The organism is Aeromicrobium phoceense (assembly GCF_013868155.1).
Lineage (GTDB): Bacteria > Actinomycetota > Actinomycetes > Propionibacteriales > Nocardioidaceae > Aeromicrobium > Aeromicrobium phoceense.
The window spans coordinates 716,216-736,381 of record NZ_JACEOG010000001.1; the positions used below are offsets into that span (position 1 = coordinate 716,216).

Annotated in this window: 20 protein-coding genes; 14 read left to right on the forward strand and 6 right to left on the reverse strand. The window is 71.6% G+C overall.

Features of this window, described 5'->3' with window-relative positions:
- The 7 genes from H1W00_RS03465 to H1W00_RS03495 all read left to right on the forward strand — a co-directional run bounded on the left by H1W00_RS03465 (window position 1) and on the right by H1W00_RS03495 (window position 6,851).
- Entirely contained in the window at window positions 1-2,559 is a 2,559-nt protein-coding gene (locus tag H1W00_RS03465) for an FtsX-like permease family protein (RefSeq protein ID WP_181753615.1), read from the forward strand.
- A 127-nt stretch (window positions 2,560-2,686) separates the two neighbouring features.
- Window positions 2,687-2,980, forward strand: a complete 294-nt coding sequence (rpsF, locus tag H1W00_RS03470; RefSeq protein ID WP_078701340.1) for a 30S ribosomal protein S6 — start codon at window positions 2,687-2,689, stop codon at window positions 2,978-2,980.
- Window positions 2,981-3,055: 75 nt separating this feature from the next.
- Window positions 3,056-3,643: a single-stranded DNA-binding protein gene (locus tag H1W00_RS03475; protein ID WP_078699656.1), complete on the forward strand. Its 588-nt coding sequence runs from the start codon at window positions 3,056-3,058 to the stop codon at window positions 3,641-3,643.
- A 36-nt stretch (window positions 3,644-3,679) separates the two neighbouring features.
- Window positions 3,680-3,916 (forward strand): 30S ribosomal protein S18, encoded by a 237-nt coding sequence (rpsR, locus tag H1W00_RS03480; protein ID WP_067861076.1) that lies wholly within the window; start codon window positions 3,680-3,682, stop codon window positions 3,914-3,916.
- An 18-nt stretch (window positions 3,917-3,934) separates the two neighbouring features.
- Window positions 3,935-4,381, forward strand: a complete 447-nt coding sequence (gene rplI, locus H1W00_RS03485; RefSeq protein WP_078699657.1) for a 50S ribosomal protein L9 — start codon at window positions 3,935-3,937, stop codon at window positions 4,379-4,381.
- The gene (locus tag H1W00_RS03490) at window positions 4,378-6,072 is read left to right on the forward strand and encodes an ABC transporter substrate-binding protein (protein ID WP_181753617.1); all 1,695 of its coding nucleotides are present in this window, start codon (window positions 4,378-4,380) and stop codon (window positions 6,070-6,072) included. The genes rplI and H1W00_RS03490 overlap by 4 nt, the downstream gene beginning before the upstream one ends.
- The gene (locus tag H1W00_RS03495) at window positions 6,072-6,851 is read left to right on the forward strand and encodes a siderophore-interacting protein (protein ID WP_181753619.1); all 780 of its coding nucleotides are present in this window, start codon (window positions 6,072-6,074) and stop codon (window positions 6,849-6,851) included. Before H1W00_RS03490 ends, H1W00_RS03495 begins: the two co-directional genes overlap by 1 nt.
- A gap of 84 nt (window positions 6,852-6,935) precedes the next feature.
- Here H1W00_RS03495 and H1W00_RS03500 read toward each other — a convergent pair whose 3' ends face one another.
- Window positions 6,936-7,334, reverse strand: a complete 399-nt coding sequence (locus H1W00_RS03500) for a hypothetical protein (RefSeq protein ID WP_181753621.1) — start codon at window positions 7,332-7,334, stop codon at window positions 6,936-6,938.
- 63 nt (window positions 7,335-7,397) lie between these two features.
- Complete coding sequence (locus tag H1W00_RS03505) at window positions 7,398-8,708, reverse strand: MATE family efflux transporter (RefSeq protein WP_338072818.1); 1,311 nt, start codon at window positions 8,706-8,708, stop codon at window positions 7,398-7,400.
- A 468-nt stretch (window positions 8,709-9,176) separates the two neighbouring features.
- On the opposite strand from H1W00_RS03505, the gene dnaB reads away from it, so the two are divergent.
- Together dnaB and H1W00_RS03515 are read left to right on the forward strand one after the other, a co-directional pair.
- A complete protein-coding gene (gene dnaB, locus H1W00_RS03510; protein WP_181753625.1) occupies window positions 9,177-10,514 on the forward strand; it encodes a replicative DNA helicase in 1,338 nt (445 codons plus the stop codon).
- A gap of 72 nt (window positions 10,515-10,586) precedes the next feature.
- On the forward strand, window positions 10,587-10,805 hold the full coding sequence (locus tag H1W00_RS03515; protein ID WP_181753627.1) for a hypothetical protein: 219 nt from the start codon (window positions 10,587-10,589) through the stop codon (window positions 10,803-10,805).
- A 111-nt stretch (window positions 10,806-10,916) separates the two neighbouring features.
- On the opposite strand, the gene H1W00_RS03520 is transcribed toward H1W00_RS03515, so the two are convergent.
- On the reverse strand, window positions 10,917-11,723 hold the full coding sequence (locus H1W00_RS03520) for a cutinase family protein (protein WP_181753629.1): 807 nt from the start codon (window positions 11,721-11,723) through the stop codon (window positions 10,917-10,919).
- A 180-nt stretch (window positions 11,724-11,903) separates the two neighbouring features.
- Here H1W00_RS03520 and chrA point away from each other — a divergent pair, with 180 nt between their 5' ends.
- On the forward strand, window positions 11,904-13,100 hold the full coding sequence (gene chrA, locus H1W00_RS03525) for a chromate efflux transporter (RefSeq protein WP_181753631.1): 1,197 nt from the start codon (window positions 11,904-11,906) through the stop codon (window positions 13,098-13,100).
- Between the two features lie 4 nt (window positions 13,101-13,104).
- Here the strand turns inward: chrA and H1W00_RS03530 are convergent, their stop codons facing one another.
- The 3 genes from H1W00_RS03530 to H1W00_RS03540 all read right to left on the reverse strand — a co-directional run bounded on the left by H1W00_RS03530 (window position 13,105) and on the right by H1W00_RS03540 (window position 16,771).
- Window positions 13,105-13,980 (reverse strand): SGNH hydrolase domain-containing protein, encoded by an 876-nt coding sequence (locus tag H1W00_RS03530; protein ID WP_181753633.1) that lies wholly within the window; start codon window positions 13,978-13,980, stop codon window positions 13,105-13,107.
- A 15-nt stretch (window positions 13,981-13,995) separates the two neighbouring features.
- Complete coding sequence (locus H1W00_RS03535; protein WP_181753635.1) at window positions 13,996-15,024, reverse strand: SGNH hydrolase domain-containing protein; 1,029 nt, start codon at window positions 15,022-15,024, stop codon at window positions 13,996-13,998.
- Window positions 15,025-15,094: 70 nt separating this feature from the next.
- The gene (locus tag H1W00_RS03540) at window positions 15,095-16,771 is read right to left on the reverse strand and encodes an FAD-binding dehydrogenase (RefSeq protein WP_181753637.1); all 1,677 of its coding nucleotides are present in this window, start codon (window positions 16,769-16,771) and stop codon (window positions 15,095-15,097) included.
- A 92-nt stretch (window positions 16,772-16,863) separates the two neighbouring features.
- Between H1W00_RS03540 and H1W00_RS16980 the strand changes: the two genes are divergently transcribed.
- Genes H1W00_RS16980 through H1W00_RS03560 form a run of 4 tightly spaced genes read left to right on the forward strand, consistent with a single transcriptional unit; the run spans window position 16,864 to window position 20,157 of the window.
- A complete protein-coding gene (locus H1W00_RS16980; RefSeq protein WP_181753638.1) occupies window positions 16,864-18,045 on the forward strand; it encodes an RsbRD N-terminal domain-containing protein in 1,182 nt (393 codons plus the stop codon).
- A complete protein-coding gene (locus H1W00_RS03550; RefSeq protein WP_181753640.1) occupies window positions 18,042-18,656 on the forward strand; it encodes a GyrI-like domain-containing protein in 615 nt (204 codons plus the stop codon). Before H1W00_RS16980 ends, H1W00_RS03550 begins: the two co-directional genes overlap by 4 nt.
- A 35-nt stretch (window positions 18,657-18,691) precedes the next feature.
- Complete coding sequence (locus H1W00_RS03555) at window positions 18,692-19,471, forward strand: inositol monophosphatase (protein ID WP_181753642.1); 780 nt, start codon at window positions 18,692-18,694, stop codon at window positions 19,469-19,471.
- On the forward strand, window positions 19,468-20,157 hold the full coding sequence (locus H1W00_RS03560; RefSeq protein WP_181753644.1) for an NAD-dependent deacylase: 690 nt from the start codon (window positions 19,468-19,470) through the stop codon (window positions 20,155-20,157). Before H1W00_RS03555 ends, H1W00_RS03560 begins: the two co-directional genes overlap by 4 nt.
- Window positions 20,158-20,166: the final 9 nt, after the last annotated feature.

Sequence of the window (20,166 nt, forward strand, 5' to 3'; positions counted from 1 at the left end):
GTGCGTCGAGTCACCTGGCGCAACCTCGTCGCCCGCAAGGTTCGCCTCTTCCTGAGCGCCTTCGCGATCGTGCTGGGAATCGCGTTCCTCTCCGGATCGCTCGTGTTCACCGACACGATCGGCAAGAGCTTCGACCAGATCGCCTTGGGCACCGTCACCGACGTCGCCGTGCGCCCGCAGACCGCCGAGGGCGACGCGGTCGCGATGAGCGTCAACCGGGAGGCACGCACCATCCCGGCCTCGGTCGTCGGCCAGGTCGCGGCGCTGCCCGACGTGGCGCGCGCCGAGGGTGCCGTCAACGGCGGTGGCCTGTTCGTGGTGAAGAAGAACAACCGGCTCCTCGGCGGCACGGGCGCCCCGACCATCGCGCTCAACGCGGGCCCGGCCGACCCGATCCCCAACGCCGCGGGCGAGCAGATGCTGAGCTGGAACGGCGGCCGCCCTCCCGCGAAGGAGGGGGAGATCGCGCTCGACGCGCGCTCGGCCGAGGTCGCCGGCTACCGCATCGGCGACACCGCCAAGATCGCGCTGCCCAGCGACCCGCCGATCCTCAAGGCCGAGCTGGTCGGCATCTTCGACTTCACCTCCGGCGGCCTGGCCGGCGCGACGCTCGTGATGTTCGATGACGTGAGCGCCCAGAAGTACTTCCTCGACGGCCAGGACGCGTACAGCGTCATCCAGGTCGAGGCCAAGCCCGGAGCAACGCAGCAGCAGGTCGCCGACCAGGTCGCGGAGGTCATCCCGGAAGGGACCGAGGCGGTCACCGGCGACTTCGTCGCGCAGGAGTCCAAGGACCTCTTCGACCAGCTACTCGGCTTCCTCAACACCTTCCTGCTGGTGTTCGCCGGCATCGCCCTCGTGGTGGGCACGTTCCTCATCGTCAACACGTTCTCGATCCTGGTCGCGCAGCGCAGCCGCGAGCTGGCACTGTTGCGGGCCCTCGGCGCGTCCCGCCGCCAGGTGAGCCGGTCGGTGCTGACCGAGGCCTTCGTCATCGGCATCATCGGCTCCACGCTGGGACTGGCGCTGGGGTTCGCCCTGGCGATGCTGCTCAAGGTGCTGTTCAGCAACTTCGGGCTCGACCTGTCGGGCACCGCCCTGGTGTTCCGGACACGCACGATCGTGCTCGCCTACGTCGTGGGCGTGCTCGTGACGATGCTCGCCGCGTGGATCCCGGCGCGCCGGGCGGCGCGGGTGCCGCCGGTGGCCGCGATGCGCGACGAGATCGCGATGCCGGAGTCGTCGCTGCGGTGGCGCCTCGTGCTCGCTCTGCTCTTCGGCCTCCTCGGCGCCGGGGCGATGGCGGCCGGCTCGTGGCTCGACGTCCCCCAGCCGATCGCTTGGGTCGGTGCCGGCATCTTCTGCGTGCTCATGGCCGTGGCGCTCGGCAGCCCGATCATCGCGACCCCCGTGCTCGCGGTCTTCGGCGCGCTGTACCGGCTGCTGTACAAGTCGGTCGGCAAGCTGGCCGCGCAGAACGCCCGCCGCAACCCGCGGCGCACCGCGGCCACGGCCTCGGCACTGATGATCGGCCTGGCGCTGGTCACCACGATGTCGATCCTGGGCGCCTCCATCAACAAGTCGATCGACGCCGGCGTCGATCGCGAGTTCTCCGCCGACTTCGTGATCCAGAACGTGAGCGGGCAGCCGTTCTCGCCCGAGATCTCCAAGAAGGTCTCCGAGGTGCCCGGTGTCGCGGGCGTCGCTCCCGTGCAGGCGATCGTGTTCCGCGCCGACGGCTCGCAGGTCTTCGCCTCGGCCACCGATCCGGTGCAGCTGGGCTCGGTCTTCGACCTCGACTACACCGCGGGAGAGGCCCCGGCGGAGGACGGCACGATCGCCCTGAGCGAGTCGCTCGCCGAGTCGCTCGGCCGCACCGTGGGCGACGTCGTCGAGCTGTCGTTCAGCACGGGCAAGGTCGAGGGCACGGTCACCGGCGTCTACTCCGACAGCAACATCGTCGGCCAGGCGGTCGTGCCGCTGTCCACGGTCACCACGGCGGGCATCAAGCGCGGCGACACGACGCTGGCGCTCAACGCCGAGCCGGGCACGGGCACCCGCACGGTGCGCGCCAACCTCGAGCGCGCGGTGGGCGAGAACCCCACGATCGTCGTCCAGGACAAGGAGAGCTACGCCGAGGCGCAGCGCTCGCAGGTCAACACCCTGCTCTACCTGATCTACGCCCTGCTCGGCCTGGCGATCGTGATCGCGGTGCTCGGCATCATCAACACGCTGGCGCTGAGCGTCATCGAGCGCACGCGCGAGATCGGCCTGCTGCGTGCCGTGGGGCTCACGCGTCCCCAGCTGCGCCGGATGGTGCGCCTGGAGTCGGTCGCGATCGCGATCCTCGGTGCCGTCCTCGGCATCGGCGCGGGCCTGCTCTTCGGCATCGCGCTGCAGCGGTCGTTCGCCGACGACGGCATCAGCGACCTGGCGATCCCGTCAGGCTCCCTGGCGGTGTTCGTCGTGGTGTCGGCGCTCGTGGGCGTCCTCGCGGCGGTGCTGCCCGCGCGGCGTGCGGCGAAGCTCGACGTCCTGCGCGCCATCACGGGCGAGTAACGGTCGACCGTCGGATTCGTCCGGAACGACGGGCCGCTGCTAGACTCGTGAGGTTGCCGTTCGAGGCAACACCCTCCTGTGACGGAAAGCCCGTCACCGCTCAGTCCAAAGGAGATCCGCAGTGTCACTGCGCAAGTACGAAGTCATGGTCATCCTCGACGCCGACATCGATGAGCGTTCCGTCGAGAAGAGCCTCTCGACCTACCTCAACAACACGGTCGTCGCCGACGGCGGCTCGGTCGATGCGATCGACGTCTGGGGCAAGCGCCGTCTCGCCTACGAGATCAACAAGAAGTCCGAGGGCATCTACGCCGTCGTCGGTCTGTCCGCCGAGCCCGCCTCGGTCAAGGAGCTGGACCGTCAGCTCTCCCTGAACGAGTCCGTCGTTCGTACGAAGGTCACGCGTCCCGACGTGAAGTGATTCTGTGGACGGAGTGATTCCGTCCCCCGAATCCGACACACTCGTCGCGAGAGCACCTCGAGAGAAGGCTGATCCATGGCAGGCGAAACCACCATCACCCTCGTCGGCAACCTGACCCGCGACCCCGAACTGCGTTTCACGCCGTCGGGCGCGGCAGTCGCCGACTTCACCGTCGCGTCCACCGCGCGCACGTTCGACCGTCAGACGAACGAGTGGAAGGACGGCGACACGCTGTTCATCCGCTGCTCGGCCTGGCGCCAGCTGGCCGAGAACGTCGCCGGCTCGCTGACCAAGGGCACCCGCGTCATCGTGACCGGTGCGCTGAAGGTCCGTGAGTACGAGCGTCAGGACGGCGGTCGTGGCACGAGCGTCGAGATGACGGTCGACGAGGTCGGTCCGTCGCTGCGCAACGCCACCGCACAGGTCACCCGCACGTCGGGTGGCGGCGGCGGCCAGGGCGGCTTCGGCGGCAACAACTCCGGAGGCTTCGGCGGCAACGCCGGCGGCAACTCCGGAGGTTTCGGTGGCGGCCAGCAGGGCGGTCAGCAGTCCGATGCCAGCGCGTGGGCCCAGCCCTCCGCGCCGCAGCAGCCTTCCGGGGGCAACGACCCCTGGGGCGGCGGCGGCAACGCCGGCGGCTCCAACGACGAGCCCCCCTTCTGATCCATCACACGTAGCAAGAACATTTCCAGGAGCATCATGGCCAAGCCCGTTGTCCGGAAGCCGAAGAAGAAGAGCAACCCGCTCGCGGCCGCCGGCGTCACCACCATCGATTACAAGGACACTGCGCTGCTGCGCAAGTTCATCTCCGACCGCGGCAAGATCCGCGCCCGTCGCGTCACCGGCGTCTCCGTCCAGGAGCAGCGCCAGATCGCCAAGGCGATCAAGAACGCGCGCGAGATGGCGCTGCTGCCCTACACGTCCAGCGGTCGCTGAGTCAGGAGCACAGAACAGATGAAGCTCATCCTCACGCACGAGGTCACGAACCTCGGCCAGCCCGGCGACATCGTCGAGGTCAAGGACGGCTACGGCCGCAACTTCCTGCTGCCGCGCAACTTCGCCATCCGTTGGACGAAGGGCGGCGCCAAGCAGGTCGAGTCGATCAAGGCTGCTCGCGACGCGCGCGCCGTGCACGACCTCGAGACCGCGCAGTCGATCAAGGGCAACCTCGAGTCGTCCGCGATCAACGTCCCCGCCCACGCCGGTGAGGGCGGTCGCCTCTTCGGCGCCGTCACCGTCACCGACATCGCCAACGCGCTGGCCGAGGCCGGCGTCAAGGTCGACAAGCGTCGGATCGAGGTCGGCAACCCGATCAAGAGCCTCGGCGCGCACACGGTCTCCGTCCGCGTGCACCCCGAGGTCGCTGCGACGGTCAAGCTGAACGTCGTCGCCTCCAAGTGATCCCCAAGACGCCGGGTCCCGCTTCACGCGGGGCCCGGCGCCTTGCTGTCGGGGCGCTGGCGGGCCTGCTGCTCGCAGGCTGCCTCGGCGGCGGCGGTGACGACGACGCCGCTCCCGAGAAGAGGCCCGCCGAGGACACGTCGCTGCCGATGTCCGACCTGCGTCCGGCCGAGGCCGACGAGGTCCGCGAGGGCGGCACCCTGCGCCTGGGCGTCTCGTCGTTCCCGGCGAACTTCAACCCCGTGCACACCGACGGCGTCGCCAGCACGGCGCCGCAGATCCTCGATCCCACGCTCGGCGGTGCCGTGCGGGTGGCCGAGGACGGCTCGTGGTCGGCCGACCCCGACTACGCCACCAGCGTGGAGGTCACCGACCGTGACCCGCTGACCGTCCGCGTCGAGCTCAACCGCAAGGCGGTCTGGCAGGGCGGCACCGCGATCACCTCGGCCGACATGGTCGCGTGGGTGGCCGCGCTGCAGGACGACGACTACGCCGCGGCGGCGCCCCCCGTCTACGACCTCGTCGAGGCCGTCGAGCCCGACGGGAAGTTCGCGTACGACGTGGTCTTCGAGGAGCCCACCGCCGACTGGCCCGCCGCCGTCTACCCCACGCTGCCGAAGGCCCACACGAAGTCGGCTGACCGGTTCAATCGCGGCATGACCGCCAAGGCGCCCTCGGCCAACGGTCCCTACCTCGTCTCGAAGATCGAGCGCCGCACCGGCACGATCACCCTCGAGCGCAACCCGCGGTGGTGGGGCCGCGCGCCGCGACTGGACTCCATTGTCTGGCGGATCGGCGAGGAGGACGTGCTCGCCCAGGCGTTCCTGGCCGGCGAGCTCGAGTCCGCCCCGGTCACGCCGGCCACCCGAGCCGACCTCGCGAAGGCCGACCTGCGCGCCTCCCGTGGCTCCGAGTGGTCCCACCTCACGATCAACGGCGGCGCCGGCCCGCTCGAGGACGCCGACGTCCGCCGCGCCGTGACGCTCGCGGTCGACTCGGCCGGGATCGTCGCCGACACGTCGAAGCGGTACGGCGTGCCCACCGACCCGATGACCTCGGTGGCCCTGCTGCCCGGTCAGGTCGGCTACCGGGACACCGCCCCGATCGCCCGCGACGTCGCGAAGGCCCAGAAGCTCCTCGCGAGGGCGGGCTGGCGGCGCAAGGACGGCACGGGTCCGGTGGTGCGCAAGGGTCGCCCGCTCGTCCTCAGCCTGCCGGTCCCCGACACCCGCTCGGGCGCGGTCCAGCGAGCTGAGGCGATCGCCGAGGACCTGGCCGAGGTCGGCGTCCGGGTCAAGGTCACCACGGTTCCCGGCGCCACCTTCTTCGAGAAGTTCGTGATCCCGCTCAAGTTCGACCTCACGACGTTCGCCTGGCAGGTCGGGCCGTTCGACCTCGGTGACACGAAGCGGCTGTTTACCCCGATCGACAGCCCGATGAACTTCACCGGCAAGTCGTCCAAGGCCACGGGGAAGGCGTTCGACGCGGCGATCGAGGAGCTGGACGATGCCAAGCGGGCCGGCGCGATCGCCGAGGTCGACAAGGTGGCGCGGGCCCAGGCGTCGATCCTGCCGCTGGCCGTGATGCCCGACGTCCAGGCCGTCGATCCCACGGTGCGCAACCTCGGCCCCTCCGCGCTGGGGCAGCTCGACTGGACCACCGTCGGATTCGCGGCGAAGAAGGGCGACTGATGGCGCGCACCCGGCGCGAGGCGGTGGCCTGGCCCACGATCCTGCGCGAGCTGCGCGTCGTGCGCGTCGCCGACGTCACGCCCACCACGCGCCGCGTGACCCTCGCGGGTGAGCAGCTCGAGGAGTTCGCCGTCGCCGGCGGCACCGCGGCGGCGTTCCGTTCCGAGGGCTTCGACGACCACGTGAAGCTGCTGGTGCCGCTCGAGGGCACCGACCGGCCGCCGCTGCCGGTGCAGGGTCCCGACCGGCTCGAGTGGGGCGGCGCGGGCGGGCGCCCGGTGGCCAAGGACTACACGCCGCGACGGTTCGCCGGCGGCGAGCTCGACCTCGACTTCGTGCTCCACGAGGGCGGGTTTGCGGCCGGCTGGGCACGGCGCGCCACTCCGGGCGACCCGGCGTGGATCGTCGGCCCCACGCGCTCGCTGCTCCTGCCCACCGGCATCGAGCGGATGGTGCTGGCCGCCGACGAGACCGCCCTCCCGGCGATCGCGCGCCTGCTCGACGCCTGGCCGGGTTCGATGACCGCCGACGTCGTGATCGAGGTGGGCTCCCCTGAGGGGATCCAGGACCTGCCCGCGCTGCCGGGCGTCACGGTGCGCTGGGTGCACGGCGCCGAGGCATGGATCGACGCCGTCCGCGCCCTGCCGTGGCCGGACGTCCCCACCTTCTGCTGGGTGGCCGGCGAGGCCGGCGCCGTCCGGCAGGTCCGCCGTCACCTCGCCGACGACCGCGGCGTCCCCCGCGACTGCCTCGACGCCACGGGGTACTGGCGCCGGTGACAGTTTCCCCGGTTAACCGGGGAAGCTGTCACTGAACGTGGTTCGCGAACCTCGTGAAGTGACAGGAAACCTCGTTCGGTCGGCTCAGGCGGCCTCGGGCAGCCGGGCCGCGACCGGGTGACCCTGCCACCACAGCGTCTGGTCGAGCTCGGAGCCGTCGCGAGGTGCCCACGTGCGCACCATGATCCGGTCGGTGCCCAGCTCGCGGTCGAGCCACGCGGTGCCGTTCGGGAGGTCGAGCTCGGTGCGCTCGACGTCGCCGCACGGCACCTGGCGGCGACGGCCGGGGAGCCGCCGGCCCGCGGGGCGCGTCGTGCCGCGCACGATGTGGCTGCGCAGGCCCTCGTGCGAGACGACCTCGAGGGGCCCGGTCTCACGCAGGACGCCGGCGAGCTCGTCGGTGGTGAGGACGTACACGCGCCCGACGCGGTCGGAGCCGGAACGGGCGAGTCGCGGGATGGTCCGCAGGACGGGAATGCTCATGCCTCCACGGAAGCCCCCGAACCTGTCAACCACCTGAAACGCAGGTGAACGTTCGGCGTGGGTTCAGCGGGCGGCGCCCAGGACCAGCCAGCGGTCGCCGCGCTGCCGGACCCACAGCGTCACCCACCGCGTCGCCTGGAAGAGGGCATAGGCGCCCCAGAGCCACGTGAAGCCGGCGTCGGTCTCGCGGATCCACAGTGCGACGGGTGCATAGATCAGCAGTGCGACGAGCCCGGCCCACGCCAGGTAGACCCCGTCGCCAGCGCCGATCAGCACGCCGTCGAGCACGAAGACCACGCCCGAGAGCGGTTGGATCGCCGCGACGATCAGCAGGGCCGGGACGGCGGCCGCCCGGACGTCGGCGTCGGGGCTGAAGGCGCGGGCGACCCAGGGAGCGGACACGGCGAGCAGGACGCCCGCGGCCAGGCCGAACCCGAAGCCCCACGCGATGACGCGCCGGGTGACCTCGCGGGTTTCCTCGGCGTCGCCCGCGCCGAGGGAGTGGCCGGTGAGCGTCTGGGCGGCGATCGCGAAGGCATCGAGCGCGAAGGCCAGGAGCATCACGATCGTGGTGGCGATCTGGTGGGCGGCCAGCGAGGCGTCGCCGAAGCCGGCCGCGACGAGCGTGGCCAGCAGCAGGACGGCCCGCAGGCTCAGCGTGCGCAGCAGCAGCGGGACGCCGTCGCGCCCGGCCCGCGCGACGTCGGGCCACCGCAGCCGGGCCGACGCGTGCGTGTGCCGGCTGCGGCGGATCACCTGCCCGACGAGGGCCAGCGCGGCGGCCCACTGCGCCAGCACGAGCCCGAGCGCAGCGCCGCGCATGCCGAGGTCCGCTCCGTAGACCAGGGCGACGGTCAGCACGACGTTGAGGACGTTGGCGATGATCATGACGACGAGGGGCGTGCGCAGGTCGAGCACGCCACGCAGCGCCCCGGTGGCGGCGAGGACGAGCAGGACCGCGGGGATGCTGGCGGCCGCGACCAGCAGGTAGTCGGCGGTGAGGTCCGCGACGCGGTCGGAGCTGGCCAGGGCGGCACCCAGCGGGCGGGCCGTGAGGGCGGCCAGCGTCCCGAGCGCCATGCCGATGAGCAGGGCCAGCCAGACGCCGCCGAGGGCCGCCTCGAGGGCCCGCCGTTCGTCGCCCGCGCCCTGGTGCCGGGCGACGGTGGCGGTGCTCCCGTAGGCGAGGAAGACGCACAGCCCGACGACCGTCGACAGGATGGTGGAGGCGGCGCCGAGAGCGGCCAGCTCGGCGCGCCCGAGGTGGCCGACGATGGCCGTGTCGGCCATCAGCATGAGGGGCTCGCAGATCAGGGCTGCGAACGCCGGGACGGTGATGGCCAGGATCCGACGGTCGAGAGAGGCGTTCCGCACGGGGCGACGATACTCCTGTGACGAATGTGGTGGATTTATCGACATGTCGGCGGTCCTCGTGGTAGCCGCCGTGGAAAACTCGGACGGCGAAAATCACACCCCACCATGTTCGTTCCACACCTTGTGACTCACGTTTCCGCAGGTCAGAGGCATGTGTGACCTGTGCCACACAAGGCTTTCCACAGGGTGGTCCACCGACTGTGCACACTCCCGACCGGCGTTTTCCACAGGATCGGCGGACTTGTTCACACGGCCTGTGCGCGGCTGTCTCGACCCCCGTCCCGCGGGCCCGTAAGGTCACCCGAGGTGAGGTTCTGGACCGGGGGGAGCCGGTCTTCTGTCGGACCTGGCCCGTAGGTTGTCCCCCAGCTGCCGATCACGTCGAGGAGTGCCGTGAGCGTTACCGATCTGTATGAGTCCGAACGATCTTCGGACTCCGCGGGCTCGGGCTACGTTCCGCCTCAGGACATGGCGGCCGAGCAGAGCGTCCTGGGCGCGATGCTCCTGTCGAAGAACGCGATCGACCCGGCCACCGACCTGCTCGAGAGCCGCGACTTCTACCGCCCCGCGCACGAGCTGATCTTCGACGTCATCACCGACCTGTCGGGTCGCGGCGAGCCGGCCGACGCCATCACGGTGGCCGCCGAGCTCACCCGCCGCGGCGAGATCGGCCGCATCGGCGGCGCCGCCTACCTGCACGACCTCGTCCAGGGCGTGCCGATCGCGGCCAACGTCGACTACTACGCCGAGATCGTGCACGAGAAGGCCGTGCTGCGGCGCCTCGTCGAGGTGGGCCAGCAGGTCGCCCAGCTCGGCCAGTCGGGCACGGGCGAGATCCAGGACATCGTCGACCGCGCCCAGAAGGCCGTCCTCGACGTCGACGGCACCAAGTCGGGCGAGGACTACAACGTCCTGTCCGATCTCATGTCCTCCACGATCGACGAGCTGGAGGAGCTCGAGACCCGCTCCGGCGAGGTGCACGGTGTCATGTCGGGCTTCCCCGACCTCGACCGTCTCACCACCGGCTTCAAGCCCGGCCAGATGATCGTCGTCGCCGCGCGACCGGGCGTCGGCAAGTCGACGCTCGGGCTCGACTTCGTCCGCAATGCCTCGATCCGCCAGGGTCTGACCTCGGCGATCTTCAGCCTGGAGATGACGGGCTCCGAGATCGCGATGCGTCTGCTGTCGGCCGAGGCCAAGGTGGCCATCCACCACATGCGCGCCGGCTCCATGTCGGGCCGCGACTGGGACGCCATCGGCCGCGCGATGGCCACCGTGCAGGCCGCGCCGATCATCATCGACGACAGCCCCAACATGACGATGCCCGAGATCCGCTCCAAGGCCCGCCGGATCAAGAAGCAGCACGGCCTGGACTTCGTCGTCCTCGACTACCTGCAGCTGATGACCTCGGGCAAGAAGGTCGAGAACCGCCAGGTCGAGGTCTCGGAGTTCTCCCGTCAGATCAAGCTGCTGGCGAAGGAGCTCGGCGTTCCGGTCGTCGCGATCAGCCAGCTGAACCGTGGCTCCGAGCAGCGCACCGACAAGACCCCGCAGATCTCCGACCTGCGTGAGTCCGGCTCGATCGAGCAGGACGCCGACATCGTCATGCTGCTGAACCGCCCCGACGCCCACGGCGCCGGCGAGTCCGAGCGTCCCGGCGAGGCCGACATCATCGTCGCGAAGAACCGCTCCGGCCCGGTCAACAAGGTCGCCGTGTCCTTCCAGGGCCACTACTCGCGCTTCACCCCCATGGCGCGCGAGCCCGAGAGCGCCGCCGGCGGCGCCTCGGGGGCCGACTTCGCCTGAGTCGGCGCGGAGAACCGCCGACCCGCTGCCGCGCGAACGCTTGCGACCGGCCGGACCGGGTACCTCCCTGACATGACTGACTCGAACATCGATCTCGAAGCCGTCCAGACCGTCGTCGACCGCGTCACCTCCTGGCAGGACGGGGCCACCGAGGGCACGGTCGAGCAGGAACTGCAGAAAGGCTTCTCCGAGGTGGGCATCGACGTTTCCGACGATCACGTGACAGCCCTCGCGGAGGCGATCCAGAGTCGGCACGGCGCGGTCGACGCCGCCGAGGTGCTCGGCCGCTGAGCCAAGGGAGCGCGAGCTCCCCCCAAAAAATGGAAATGTTGTGCCGCTTTGGCCCATATACGGGCCAAAGCGGCACAACATCCGACCGCGTAGGTCTCCTCGCGGTGTGGGTCAGCCCGTCTTGCCGGCGATGAAGTTCACCGCTCCGACGCGCGGCGTCGAGCGCGCCGTGAAGTAGGAGCGGTGGATCGCCAGGCCCGCCGCGTTGTTCAGTGCGGTGAGGTTCTGGCCCCCGCGCTTGGTCGAGCCCTGGCAGGCCGGGTCGCCCGAGAAGCAGTACGACCGCAGCCGGCCCTCGAAGGCCTTGAGGTCACCGGTGGCCCGCGTGCCGAGCATGCCGAACTTCTTGAGTCCCTTGGTCGCGACGAACGGCTCGGTGGGGTTGTACATCGGGTCGCCGTAGAACACCACGGCGGCGATCTTGCCGCGCGCGGTGGCGTTGGGCCGCACGCCGCTGCTGGCCGACAGGGCGTCGCCGATCACGTGGGCGCCCTGGGAGAACCCGATGAGCACCGTCTTCGAGTTGGGGCACTTGGTGGCGAGGTAGTTGAGCGACTTCTGCAGGTTCACCACACCGCCGTGACGGCTGTTGTTGTAGGCCAGTCCGGCCATCCCGATGGCCGCGTTGTACTTGAGGCCCGCGATGTAGACGGTCTTCTTGCTGACGGTCTGCAGATCGCCGGCGACGGGGCCCGGGCGGCCCATGCCCGTCTTGTAGGCGTAGAGCGCGGTGCTGGTGGTTGCGGTGTTCGTCGTTCCGGCGGCCTCGTCGCTGCCGCGGACGACGACGGTGATGACGTTCGAGCACAGGCTCGAGGAGGCGGCCGCCTGGCTCGGGGGAGCCGCGAGCACCGTGACGCCGAGGATCGCCGCGGCGCCGGTGAGGGCTCCGTTGCGCAGGATCGTGAGTGGGGTCATGAAGGGTCCTTCCGCTGTGGGCCCGCTCCGTCGAGGACCCGGTGGACTCACCTTCGGGCCGGCCGGCCGCCGCCGACACCCCCGCAATCGGGGGCTGACTCGAACGCAGCTCGGGCACGATCATCCCGCCGGGGCCACTCGAGGGGCGCGTTCGCACGGCGGCAGGTCATGATGGTCGCGATGACCGGATCGGGGACGGCGCGCGAGGGCACGGTCGCCGAGGTGTTCTGGGTGTTCCTGCGCCTGGGGCTGACCTCGTTCGGCGGACCGGTCGCGCACCTGGCGTACTTCCGTGAGGCGTTCGTCGAGCGCCGCCGTTGGATGACCGACGCGGCCTACGCGGACCTCGTCGCCCTGTGCCAGTTCCTCCCGGGCCCCGGTTCGAGCCAGGTCGGCATGGTCATCGGCCTGCGTCGCGCCGGGGTGGGCGGTCTGCTGGCGGCCTGGTTCGCGTTCACGATGCCGTCCGCGATCCTCCTGGTGGCGTTCGCGTACGGGGTCGCCGCGTCCGGTGACGTCTCCGGCGCGGGCTGGCTGCACGGGGTGAAGGCGGCGGCGGTCGCGGTCGTCGCGCAGGCGGTGATCCAGATGGCGCGCACGCTGACGCCCGACCTCAAGCGGATCGTGATCGCCGCCGTCGGTGCGGCGGTGCTGCTCGTCGTGGCGAGCCCGGTGGCGCAGGTGGGTGTCATCGTGCTGGGCGGGCTGATCGGCTGGCTCTGGCTGCGGGCGGAGCGCCCCGAGACCGTGCGCGACCTCGCTCGGGTCTCGCACCGCAGCGGCATCGCCGCGCTGACGGTGTTCACGGTGCTGCTCGTGGCACTGCCGGTCCTCGTGGCCCTCACGGACGACCCCGCCCTACGGCTGACCGACATCTTCTACCGCACCGGCGCGCTGGTGTTCGGCGGTGGCCACGTCGTCCTGCCACTGCTGGAGACGCAGACCGTGCAGGCCGGTCTGCTGGACGCCGACACCTTCCTCGCCGGGTACGGCGCGGCGCAGGCGGTGCCCGGGCCGCTGTTCACGTTCTCGGCCTACCTCGGCGCCAGCATGGAGTCCGGGCCGAACGGTGTGCTGGGCGCGTCGATCGCCCTCGTGGCGGTGTTCCTGCCGGCGGGCCTGCTGGTCGTGGGCGTCCTGCCGTTCTGGGACCGGCTGCGCCAGGCGCCCTCGGCCCGCCGCGTGGTGATGGGCGTCAACGCGGCCGTCGTCGGCATCCTCGCCGCGGCGCTCTACGACCCGGTGATCACGCAGGGCATCATCTCGCCCGGGACGCTGGCGATCGCCGTGGCCGTGTTCGTCTCGCAGTGGTGGAGCCGGGTTTCCGTGTGGGTGGCGGTCATCGCAGCAGCAGCCGCCGGCCAGCTCTTCCTCTAGCGACCTACGGCAGGATCCCGATGCCCTGCAGGCGCCGCTCCATCAGGGGTGCGAGCGAGCGCGTGTAGGTGGCGGTCAGGTGCTGGTGGTCCCGGAACATGATCTGGCCCCGTGGCGTGACGACGCGGCACCGGCGCTTCGGGCAGTACGTCTCCTTCATCGAGATCCGGAACGCCGACCGCGCTCCGTGCTTCTTCCGGGCGAGCTTCACCGACGGCACGGTCCAGTCGAACCACATGACGTCGCCGACGTCGGCCGAGCACTTCCGCCAGTTTCGCGGGGCTGAATTGCGGCGCAGGCACTGCGTCGGCGACGGGCGCGAAAGCACGAAGTTGGGGGAGTCCGAGATCGCGACCACGGGGATCCGCCGGTTGAGGGCGACCCGCCACGACTTCAGGGTGTCGGGCCCGCGCTGGGTCCGCGTGCCGGGCATCGTCGAGGCGCGGTGGCTCGTCACGATCGCGCGCACGCCCTTCTGGCGCCGGATGTAGCGGGTGACGTTCGCGCGCCACGCCTGGCAGTCCTCGCGGACCCACGCCTTGAGGTTCTTGATCGGCCGCGACGACCAACCGCAGCGCGACCGGATGATGAGGGTGACGCGGATCTTCCCCGCCTCAGCCAGGCGCCGGAACGCGGGGGACAGCGCCCGCATGTGCGAGTCGCCGATCACCAGCAGGCGCGGGCCCTTGCGGCCGTAGTGGCAGGTGAGCGCCTTCGTGACGCCGGACTCCGAGCCCGAGAAGCACGCGCGGGTTCCCGGAGCGACGTCGCGCTCGGCAGCCGCGATGCTCGACAGCCGGGGGGTGTCCAGGGCGGCCGCAGGAAGGGCGCCCAGGACCAGCGCCGCAAGGCCGAGGACGACGACGATCCGAGCGCGCATGGCACCTCCCCGGTCTCAGGGTGACACGCCGGGGCGCGGGCCGTGGCGCGACGTGCACACCATCGGCGCGGGCAGCGGGTGCAGTGCGCGGCAGCGGGCGACGGCGGTCGCCACGCGCTTCGAGCGGGACACCTTCGCGCTCGGGAACACGACTCCCGTCTCGCGCAGGCGCTTCTCCATCAACGGAGCCAGCGACCGGCTGTAGGTCGCCGTGAGGTGCTGGTGGTCGCGGTACATGATCTGGCCCGACGGAGTCACGACGCGGCACCGGCGCTTCGGGCAGTGGACATCGCGCAGGTCGATCCGGAAAGCGGCGGTCGGGCCGTACGCCCGCCGCGCCAGCACCACCGCGGGGACGGTCCAGTCGAACTTCATCACCTTGCGGACGCTCGCCGAGCAGTTGCCCCACTGCGACGGCGCCCGGTTCTCCCGCAGGCACTGGGTCGGCATGGGGTCCTTGAACGGCCAGTTGGCGGCGCCGGACAGGGCGATCACGGGAATCCGCCGTTCGAGGGCGACGCGCCACGCCTTCACCGTGTCAGGTCCTCGCTGGGAGGTGCGGCCGGCCATCGTCGAGGCGCGGTGGTGGGTGACGATGGCGCGGACGTCATCCTGCTCACGGATGTACTTCGCCACGTTGCGGCGCCACGTCTGGCAGTCGTCGCGGATCCACCGCGTGTCGTTCTCGATGACCCGCGACGACCACCCGCAGCGGGAGCGGATGATCAGCGTGACGCGCATCTTGCCCTCCTCGGCCAGCCGTCGCAGCGCGGGGGACACGGCGCGCAGGTGGGAGTCCCCGATGGCCAGGACGCGAGGGCCCTGGTGCCCGTACTCGCACGTCAGCACCTGTGTCTCGCCGGGATGGTGGCCCGGGAAGCAGGCCTCGGTCCCGGGAGCCAGGTCGAGCTCGGCGACCGGGATGCTCGACAGCGTGGAGTCGGCGGCGGCCGGCGCTGTCGCGGTCGTCAGGGCAGAGGCCACCAGGGCGAGCAGCGTCACGGTCGCCAGCGCGAGCCGGCGTGCGCGTCGTCCTCCGGGCATGGGCACCCCCCGGTACCGGTACAGCCGTGCATCCTCCTTCTCCTCAGGGTGCCACGAAGGCGCGCAGGTTTCAGGCCCGCGTCTGAGGCCCCGCGAGCGCCCGGCCGGCCGCGCGGCCGGAGAAGATGCAGCCGCCCAGGAAGGTGCCCTCGAGAGCGTTGTAGCCGTGGACGCCGCCGCCGCCGAAGCCGGCCACCTCGCCCGCGGCGTACAGGCCGGGGACGGGTGCGCCGTCGGCGTCGAGCACCTGCGAGTCGAGGTTCGTCTGCAGGCCGCCGAGCGTCTTGCGCGACAGCACGTTGAGCCGCACGGCGATGAGCGGGCCGTGCGTGGGATCGAGGATCCGGTGCGGCTTCGCGACCCGCACGATCTTGTCCATCCGCGAGCGGCGCGCGTTGTGGATCGCCATCACCTGCACGTCCTTCGTGAACGCGTTGTCGAACTCGCGGTCGCGGGCGACGATCTGGCGCTCCAGGATCGTCGCGTCCAGCTGGGGCCCGCGCGCGATCTCGTTCATGCCCGTCACGAGGTCGTCGAGGGACGAGGCCACCACGAAGTCGACGCCATGCTCCTTGAACCGCTCCACGGGCCCGGGCGCACCCTTCGCGAGCCGGGCCTTGAGCAGGACGCGGATGTCGCGGCCCGTGATGTCGGGGTTCTGCTCCGATCCCGAGAGGGCGAACTCCTTCTCGATGATCGACTGCGTGAGCACGAACCACGAGTAGTCGTGACCGGTGGCCAGGATCTGCTTCATCGCGCCGTTGGTGTCGGCGCCCGGGACACCCGACATGCCGGTCAGCCGGCGGCCGTTCGCGTCGAACCACATCGACGACGGGCCGGGCAGGATGCGTATGCCGTGGTCGGGCCAGATCGGGTCCCAGTTGGTGATGCCCTCGGTGTAGGCCCACAGCCGGTCGCGGTTCACGATGCGGCCGCCCGCGCGCTCGGAGATCTCGAGCATGCGGCCGTCGACGTGGGCCGGGACGCCGGAGATGAGGTGCTCGGGGGCCGGACCGATCCGCTCGGTGGGCCAGTTCGCACGCATGAGTGCGTGGTTGTGGCCGATGCCGCCGGAGGTGACGACCACGGCGGCGGCGCGGTGCTCGAACTCGCCCACCACCTCGCGCGACGACTTCACGCCACGGTCGGACTCGTCGGGCTCCAGCACCGACCCGCGGACGCCGACGACCGCGCCGTCCTCGGTCAGCAGCTCATCCACCTGGTGGCGGAACGCGAACTGCACCAGTCCTCCGGTCTCGGCCTTCAGCACCGGGTCGGCGAACGTCTCGACGAGGCGCGGGCCCGTGCCCCACGTGATGTGGAAGCGCGGCACCGAGTTGCCGTGCCCGTTGGCCGCGCCGTCGCCGCGTTCGGCCCAACCGACCATCGGCATGACGCGGTGGCCCAGCGCCCGCAGGTAGTCGCGCTTGCCGCCGGCCGCCCACGCCACGTAGGCCTCGGCCCAGCGCCGGCCCCAGACGTCCTCGTCGTCCAGGCGGTCGAACCCTGCGGAGCCGAGCCAGTCCTGCGTGGCCAGCTCGGGGGAGTCCTTGATGCCGGTGCGTCGCTGCTCGGGGCTGTCGACGAAGAACAGGCCGCCGAGCGACCAGAACGCCTGGCCGCCGAGGTTCTTGCGGTTCTCCTGGTCGAGCACCAGCACGCGCTTGCCGGCCTGGGAGAGCTCGTGGGTGGCGACGAGGCCGGCGAGCCCGGCGCCGACGACGATGACATCGGGGGTGAAGGACATGCCGCCACGGTGACGCACGCGGGGTGCCGGCACCAGTACGTTTGTGCCTCAGTGACAAGAAGTGTTGTCAGTGAGGACGACGAGGACGAGCCGTGCCCGAGACCGTCGACCGACGCCGCGCGATCAGCGCCCGCCTCACCGAGGGCGAGTCGGCGCTCGTCGAGACCTTCCTGACGTCGCTCGCGCGCGAGATCCCCGCCTACGCCACCTTGGACGAGCGCCAGCTCCAGGAGGTTCGCTCGATCATCGTGTGGACGCTGCACCGGGTGCTCGACCTGTGGGCGCAGGACGGAGCCCTCACCGACGAGGACATCCGGCTCTTCCGCGGCGTCGGGGCCGTCCGTGCCCGCGACGGCCGCCCGCTCTCGGCGGTGCTGCGCGCCTACCGGGTGGCGGCGACGACCTTCCTCGACGAGGTCGCCGGCCGCTTCCGCGAGGACGTCTCGGTGGACGACGTCACCTCGCTCGTGCGGGTCTGGTTCGCCGCCCTGGACGAGCTGTCCGACGCGATCTACGACGGGTACGAGTCCACGGGGCGCGTCCTCGGGTCCGACCGCGAGAGCTCGCTGCGCCAGCTGCTGACCGATCTGCTGCTCGGGCGCCAGAGCCATGCCGGAACGCTGGCGGCCCGACTGCGCGAGCTCGAGGCCGAGCTGCCCACCTCCTTCGACCTCGTCGTCATCGGCGCGTGCCCCGACCCCGTCCAGGCGGCCGCGGCCGTCGCGGGGGTCCGCGAGTCGGACGAGGGACCGCTCATCACCTCGATCCACACCGTGATGGACGGGGTCGGCGTGGTGCTGTTGGCGCACGCGGATCCCGAGGCGTTGGCCGAGCGGCTGTCGCGCCTTGGGCTCCGGGCCGCCCACCACGCCGGGGTCACGCCGCGCACCGCTCCGCGGGCCCACCGGCTGGCGCTGCACGCGGTCGGCCACGCGCCCGGCTTCGCCTGGACCGGCCCGCTGCTGGGCGCCGGCGACCTCGAGGTGGTCGCGCTGGCGTCCGGCCACCCCGACGCCGATCCCGTGCGCGCCGCCCGGGTGGTCCTGGGGCGCCTCAGCGAGGACGCCGAGGCGCTGCGCACGCTCGACACCGTGCTGCAGGCCGGTGGCGCCGCCCCCGCCGCGGCGCACCTGCACGTGCATCCGCAGACGGTCCGCTACCGGCTGGGCCGGATCGCCGCCGTGACCGGACGCGACCCCCGTGACCCCTGGAACCGCTACGTTTTCCAGACCGCGTTGATGGCATCGGGGCTCGTGTCGCAGGAGGACGGGTGAAGGTCGACCCCAAGAGGCAGATCTCCACGTACACCGCACCACGTGGTGCATTCGAGATCGTCACCGTCCCACCGATCCGCTACCTGATGATCGACGGGCACGGCGATCCGAACGAGCGCGGCCAGTACGAGGACGCCCTCACGACCCTGTATCCCGTCGCCTACAACCTGAAGTTCCTCAGCAAGCGCGAGCTCGACCGCGACTACGTCGTGCCGCCGCTCGAGGCGCTGTGGTGGGGCGACGACATGGCCGCGTTCACCACCGCGCGCGACAAGTCGCGGTGGGACTGGACGGTGCTGAGCCTCGTCCCCGACTGGATCGAGGACGCCCACGTCGACGAGGCGCGCGCCACCGTGGCCGGCAAGGGCGGCGCGCCCCGGCTGGACGTCCTGCGGGTGCAGAGGCTCGACGAGGGCCGGTGCGTCCAGACGCTGCACGTAGGTCCGTACGACGCCGAGGGCCCGGTGTTGGAGCGGATGCACGACGAGTTCATCCCCGCCCATGGCCTGCGGCTCACCGGCAGGCACCACGAGATCTACCTCAGCGACCCGCGCCGCGCCGCCCCCGAGAAGCTCCGCACGATCCTGCGCCAGCCGGTCGTCGACCTCTGAGCCGGCGGCTGCGCGGCACCTCCTACGGTGGAGGCGTGACCGTGACCCCCGCCGACGCGAACCTGGCCCGAGACCTCGTCGTGGAGGCCGCGGCGCTCGCCGCCGGCATCCGCGCCACCGGCGATCTCGGCACCCGCGCCAAGACCAACGTGTCCGACGTGGTGACCGAGGCCGATCTCGCCGCCGAGGCCCTCGTGGTGGAGCGCCTCGACCGCGAGCGCCCCGACGACGGACTGCTGGGCGAGGAGGGCACCTCGCGCGACGGCACGTCCGGCCGGCGCTGGGTGATCGACCCGGTCGACGGGACCTACAACTTCTCCACCGGGTCCGACTACTGGTGCTCGGCGATCGCGCTGGCCGAGGGGGACGAGGTCCTGCTGGGCGCAGTGGCGCACCACGCCTCGGGCACCGTGCTCGTGGGCGGTCCGGGCCTGCACACCACCCGCAACGGCGAGCCGCTGACGCCGATCGCCGACGCGCCGCTCGCCGGACTCGGCGCCGCGACCTACGCCCACCCCGGCTTCATCGGCAGCGGCGCCGGCTTCGAGGCGTGGGTGCGCGCCGCCGCGCTGCCCGCCACGATCCGGATGCTCGGCTCGGGCTCCATGGACCTCGTCGGGGTGGCCATCGGCCGGCTCGGCTGCTGGTTCCAGCACAGCACCCCCGACTGGGACTGGCTGCCCGGCACCGCGCTGGTCGCCGGCCTCGGCGGGGCCGCCGAGCGCATCGACGCCCACGGGCTGGTCTGGTCGGTCGCGGGGCCGCGCACCGCCGTGCGCGAGATCGGCGACGCCCTGCGAGGGAGCGTGGCGTGAAGGTCGTCGTCCTGACGGGCGCCGGGATCTCGGCCGAGAGCGGCCTGGCCACGTTCCGCGACGCCGACGGGCTCTGGGAGGGGCACCGGCCCGAGGACGTGGCGACGCCGCAGGCGTTCCGGCGCGATCGACGCCTGGTCCAGCGGTTCTACGACGAGCGCCGCGCGTCGCTCGGCCGCGTGCGGCCCAACGCGGCGCACGTGGCGCTCGCCCGGCTCGAGGAGGCGCTCGGCGACGACCTCCTGCTGGTGACGCAGAACGTCGACGACCTCCACGAGCGCGGCGGCTCGCGCCGCGTGCTGCACATGCACGGCGAGCTGCGCCGGGTGCGGTGCCAGCGCTGCGAGTCACGGCACGCCTGGGAGGGCACGCTGGCCGACGAGCCCCGCTGCCCGTCCTGCAACCGGCGGCGGGCGCTGCGACCCGACATCGTCTGGTTCGGCGAGTACCCCCACGGGATGGACGAGATCCACGAGGCGCTGACCGAAGTGGACGTGTTCGCCGCGATCGGCACCTCCGGCGTGGTCTACCCAGCTGCGGGGTTCGTCGACTACGCCCACGCAGCCGGCGCCACCACGGTGGAGCTCAACCTCGTCCCGACCCCGAACGGCGACTTCCACACCACCTACGAGGGCCCGGCCACCGAGGTCGTCCCGCGCTGGGTGGACCACCTGCTCGGGACCTGAGCCACTGGC

Coding starts and splice junctions, on each gene's coding strand:
- H1W00_RS03500 (WP_181753621.1), bottom strand. CDS start 7,334: ATGAGCATTCCCGTCCTGCGGACCATCCCGCGACTCGCCCGTTCCGGC.
- H1W00_RS03535 (WP_181753635.1), bottom strand. CDS start 15,024: ATGCCCGGAGGACGACGCGCACGCCGGCTCGCGCTGGCGACCGTGACG.
- H1W00_RS03515 (WP_181753627.1), top strand. CDS start 10,587: ATGACTGACTCGAACATCGATCTCGAAGCCGTCCAGACCGTCGTCGAC.
- H1W00_RS03475 (WP_078699656.1), top strand. CDS start 3,056: ATGGCAGGCGAAACCACCATCACCCTCGTCGGCAACCTGACCCGCGAC.
- dnaB (WP_181753625.1), top strand. CDS start 9,177: ATGGCGGCCGAGCAGAGCGTCCTGGGCGCGATGCTCCTGTCGAAGAAC.
- chrA (WP_181753631.1), top strand. CDS start 11,904: ATGACCGGATCGGGGACGGCGCGCGAGGGCACGGTCGCCGAGGTGTTC.
- rpsR (WP_067861076.1), top strand. CDS start 3,680: ATGGCCAAGCCCGTTGTCCGGAAGCCGAAGAAGAAGAGCAACCCGCTC.
- H1W00_RS03540 (WP_181753637.1), bottom strand. CDS start 16,771: ATGTCCTTCACCCCCGATGTCATCGTCGTCGGCGCCGGGCTCGCCGGC.
- rplI (WP_078699657.1), top strand. CDS start 3,935: ATGAAGCTCATCCTCACGCACGAGGTCACGAACCTCGGCCAGCCCGGC.
- H1W00_RS03520 (WP_181753629.1), bottom strand. CDS start 11,723: ATGACCCCACTCACGATCCTGCGCAACGGAGCCCTCACCGGCGCCGCG.
- H1W00_RS03495 (WP_181753619.1), top strand. CDS start 6,072: ATGGCGCGCACCCGGCGCGAGGCGGTGGCCTGGCCCACGATCCTGCGC.
- H1W00_RS03530 (WP_181753633.1), bottom strand. CDS start 13,980: ATGCGCGCTCGGATCGTCGTCGTCCTCGGCCTTGCGGCGCTGGTCCTG.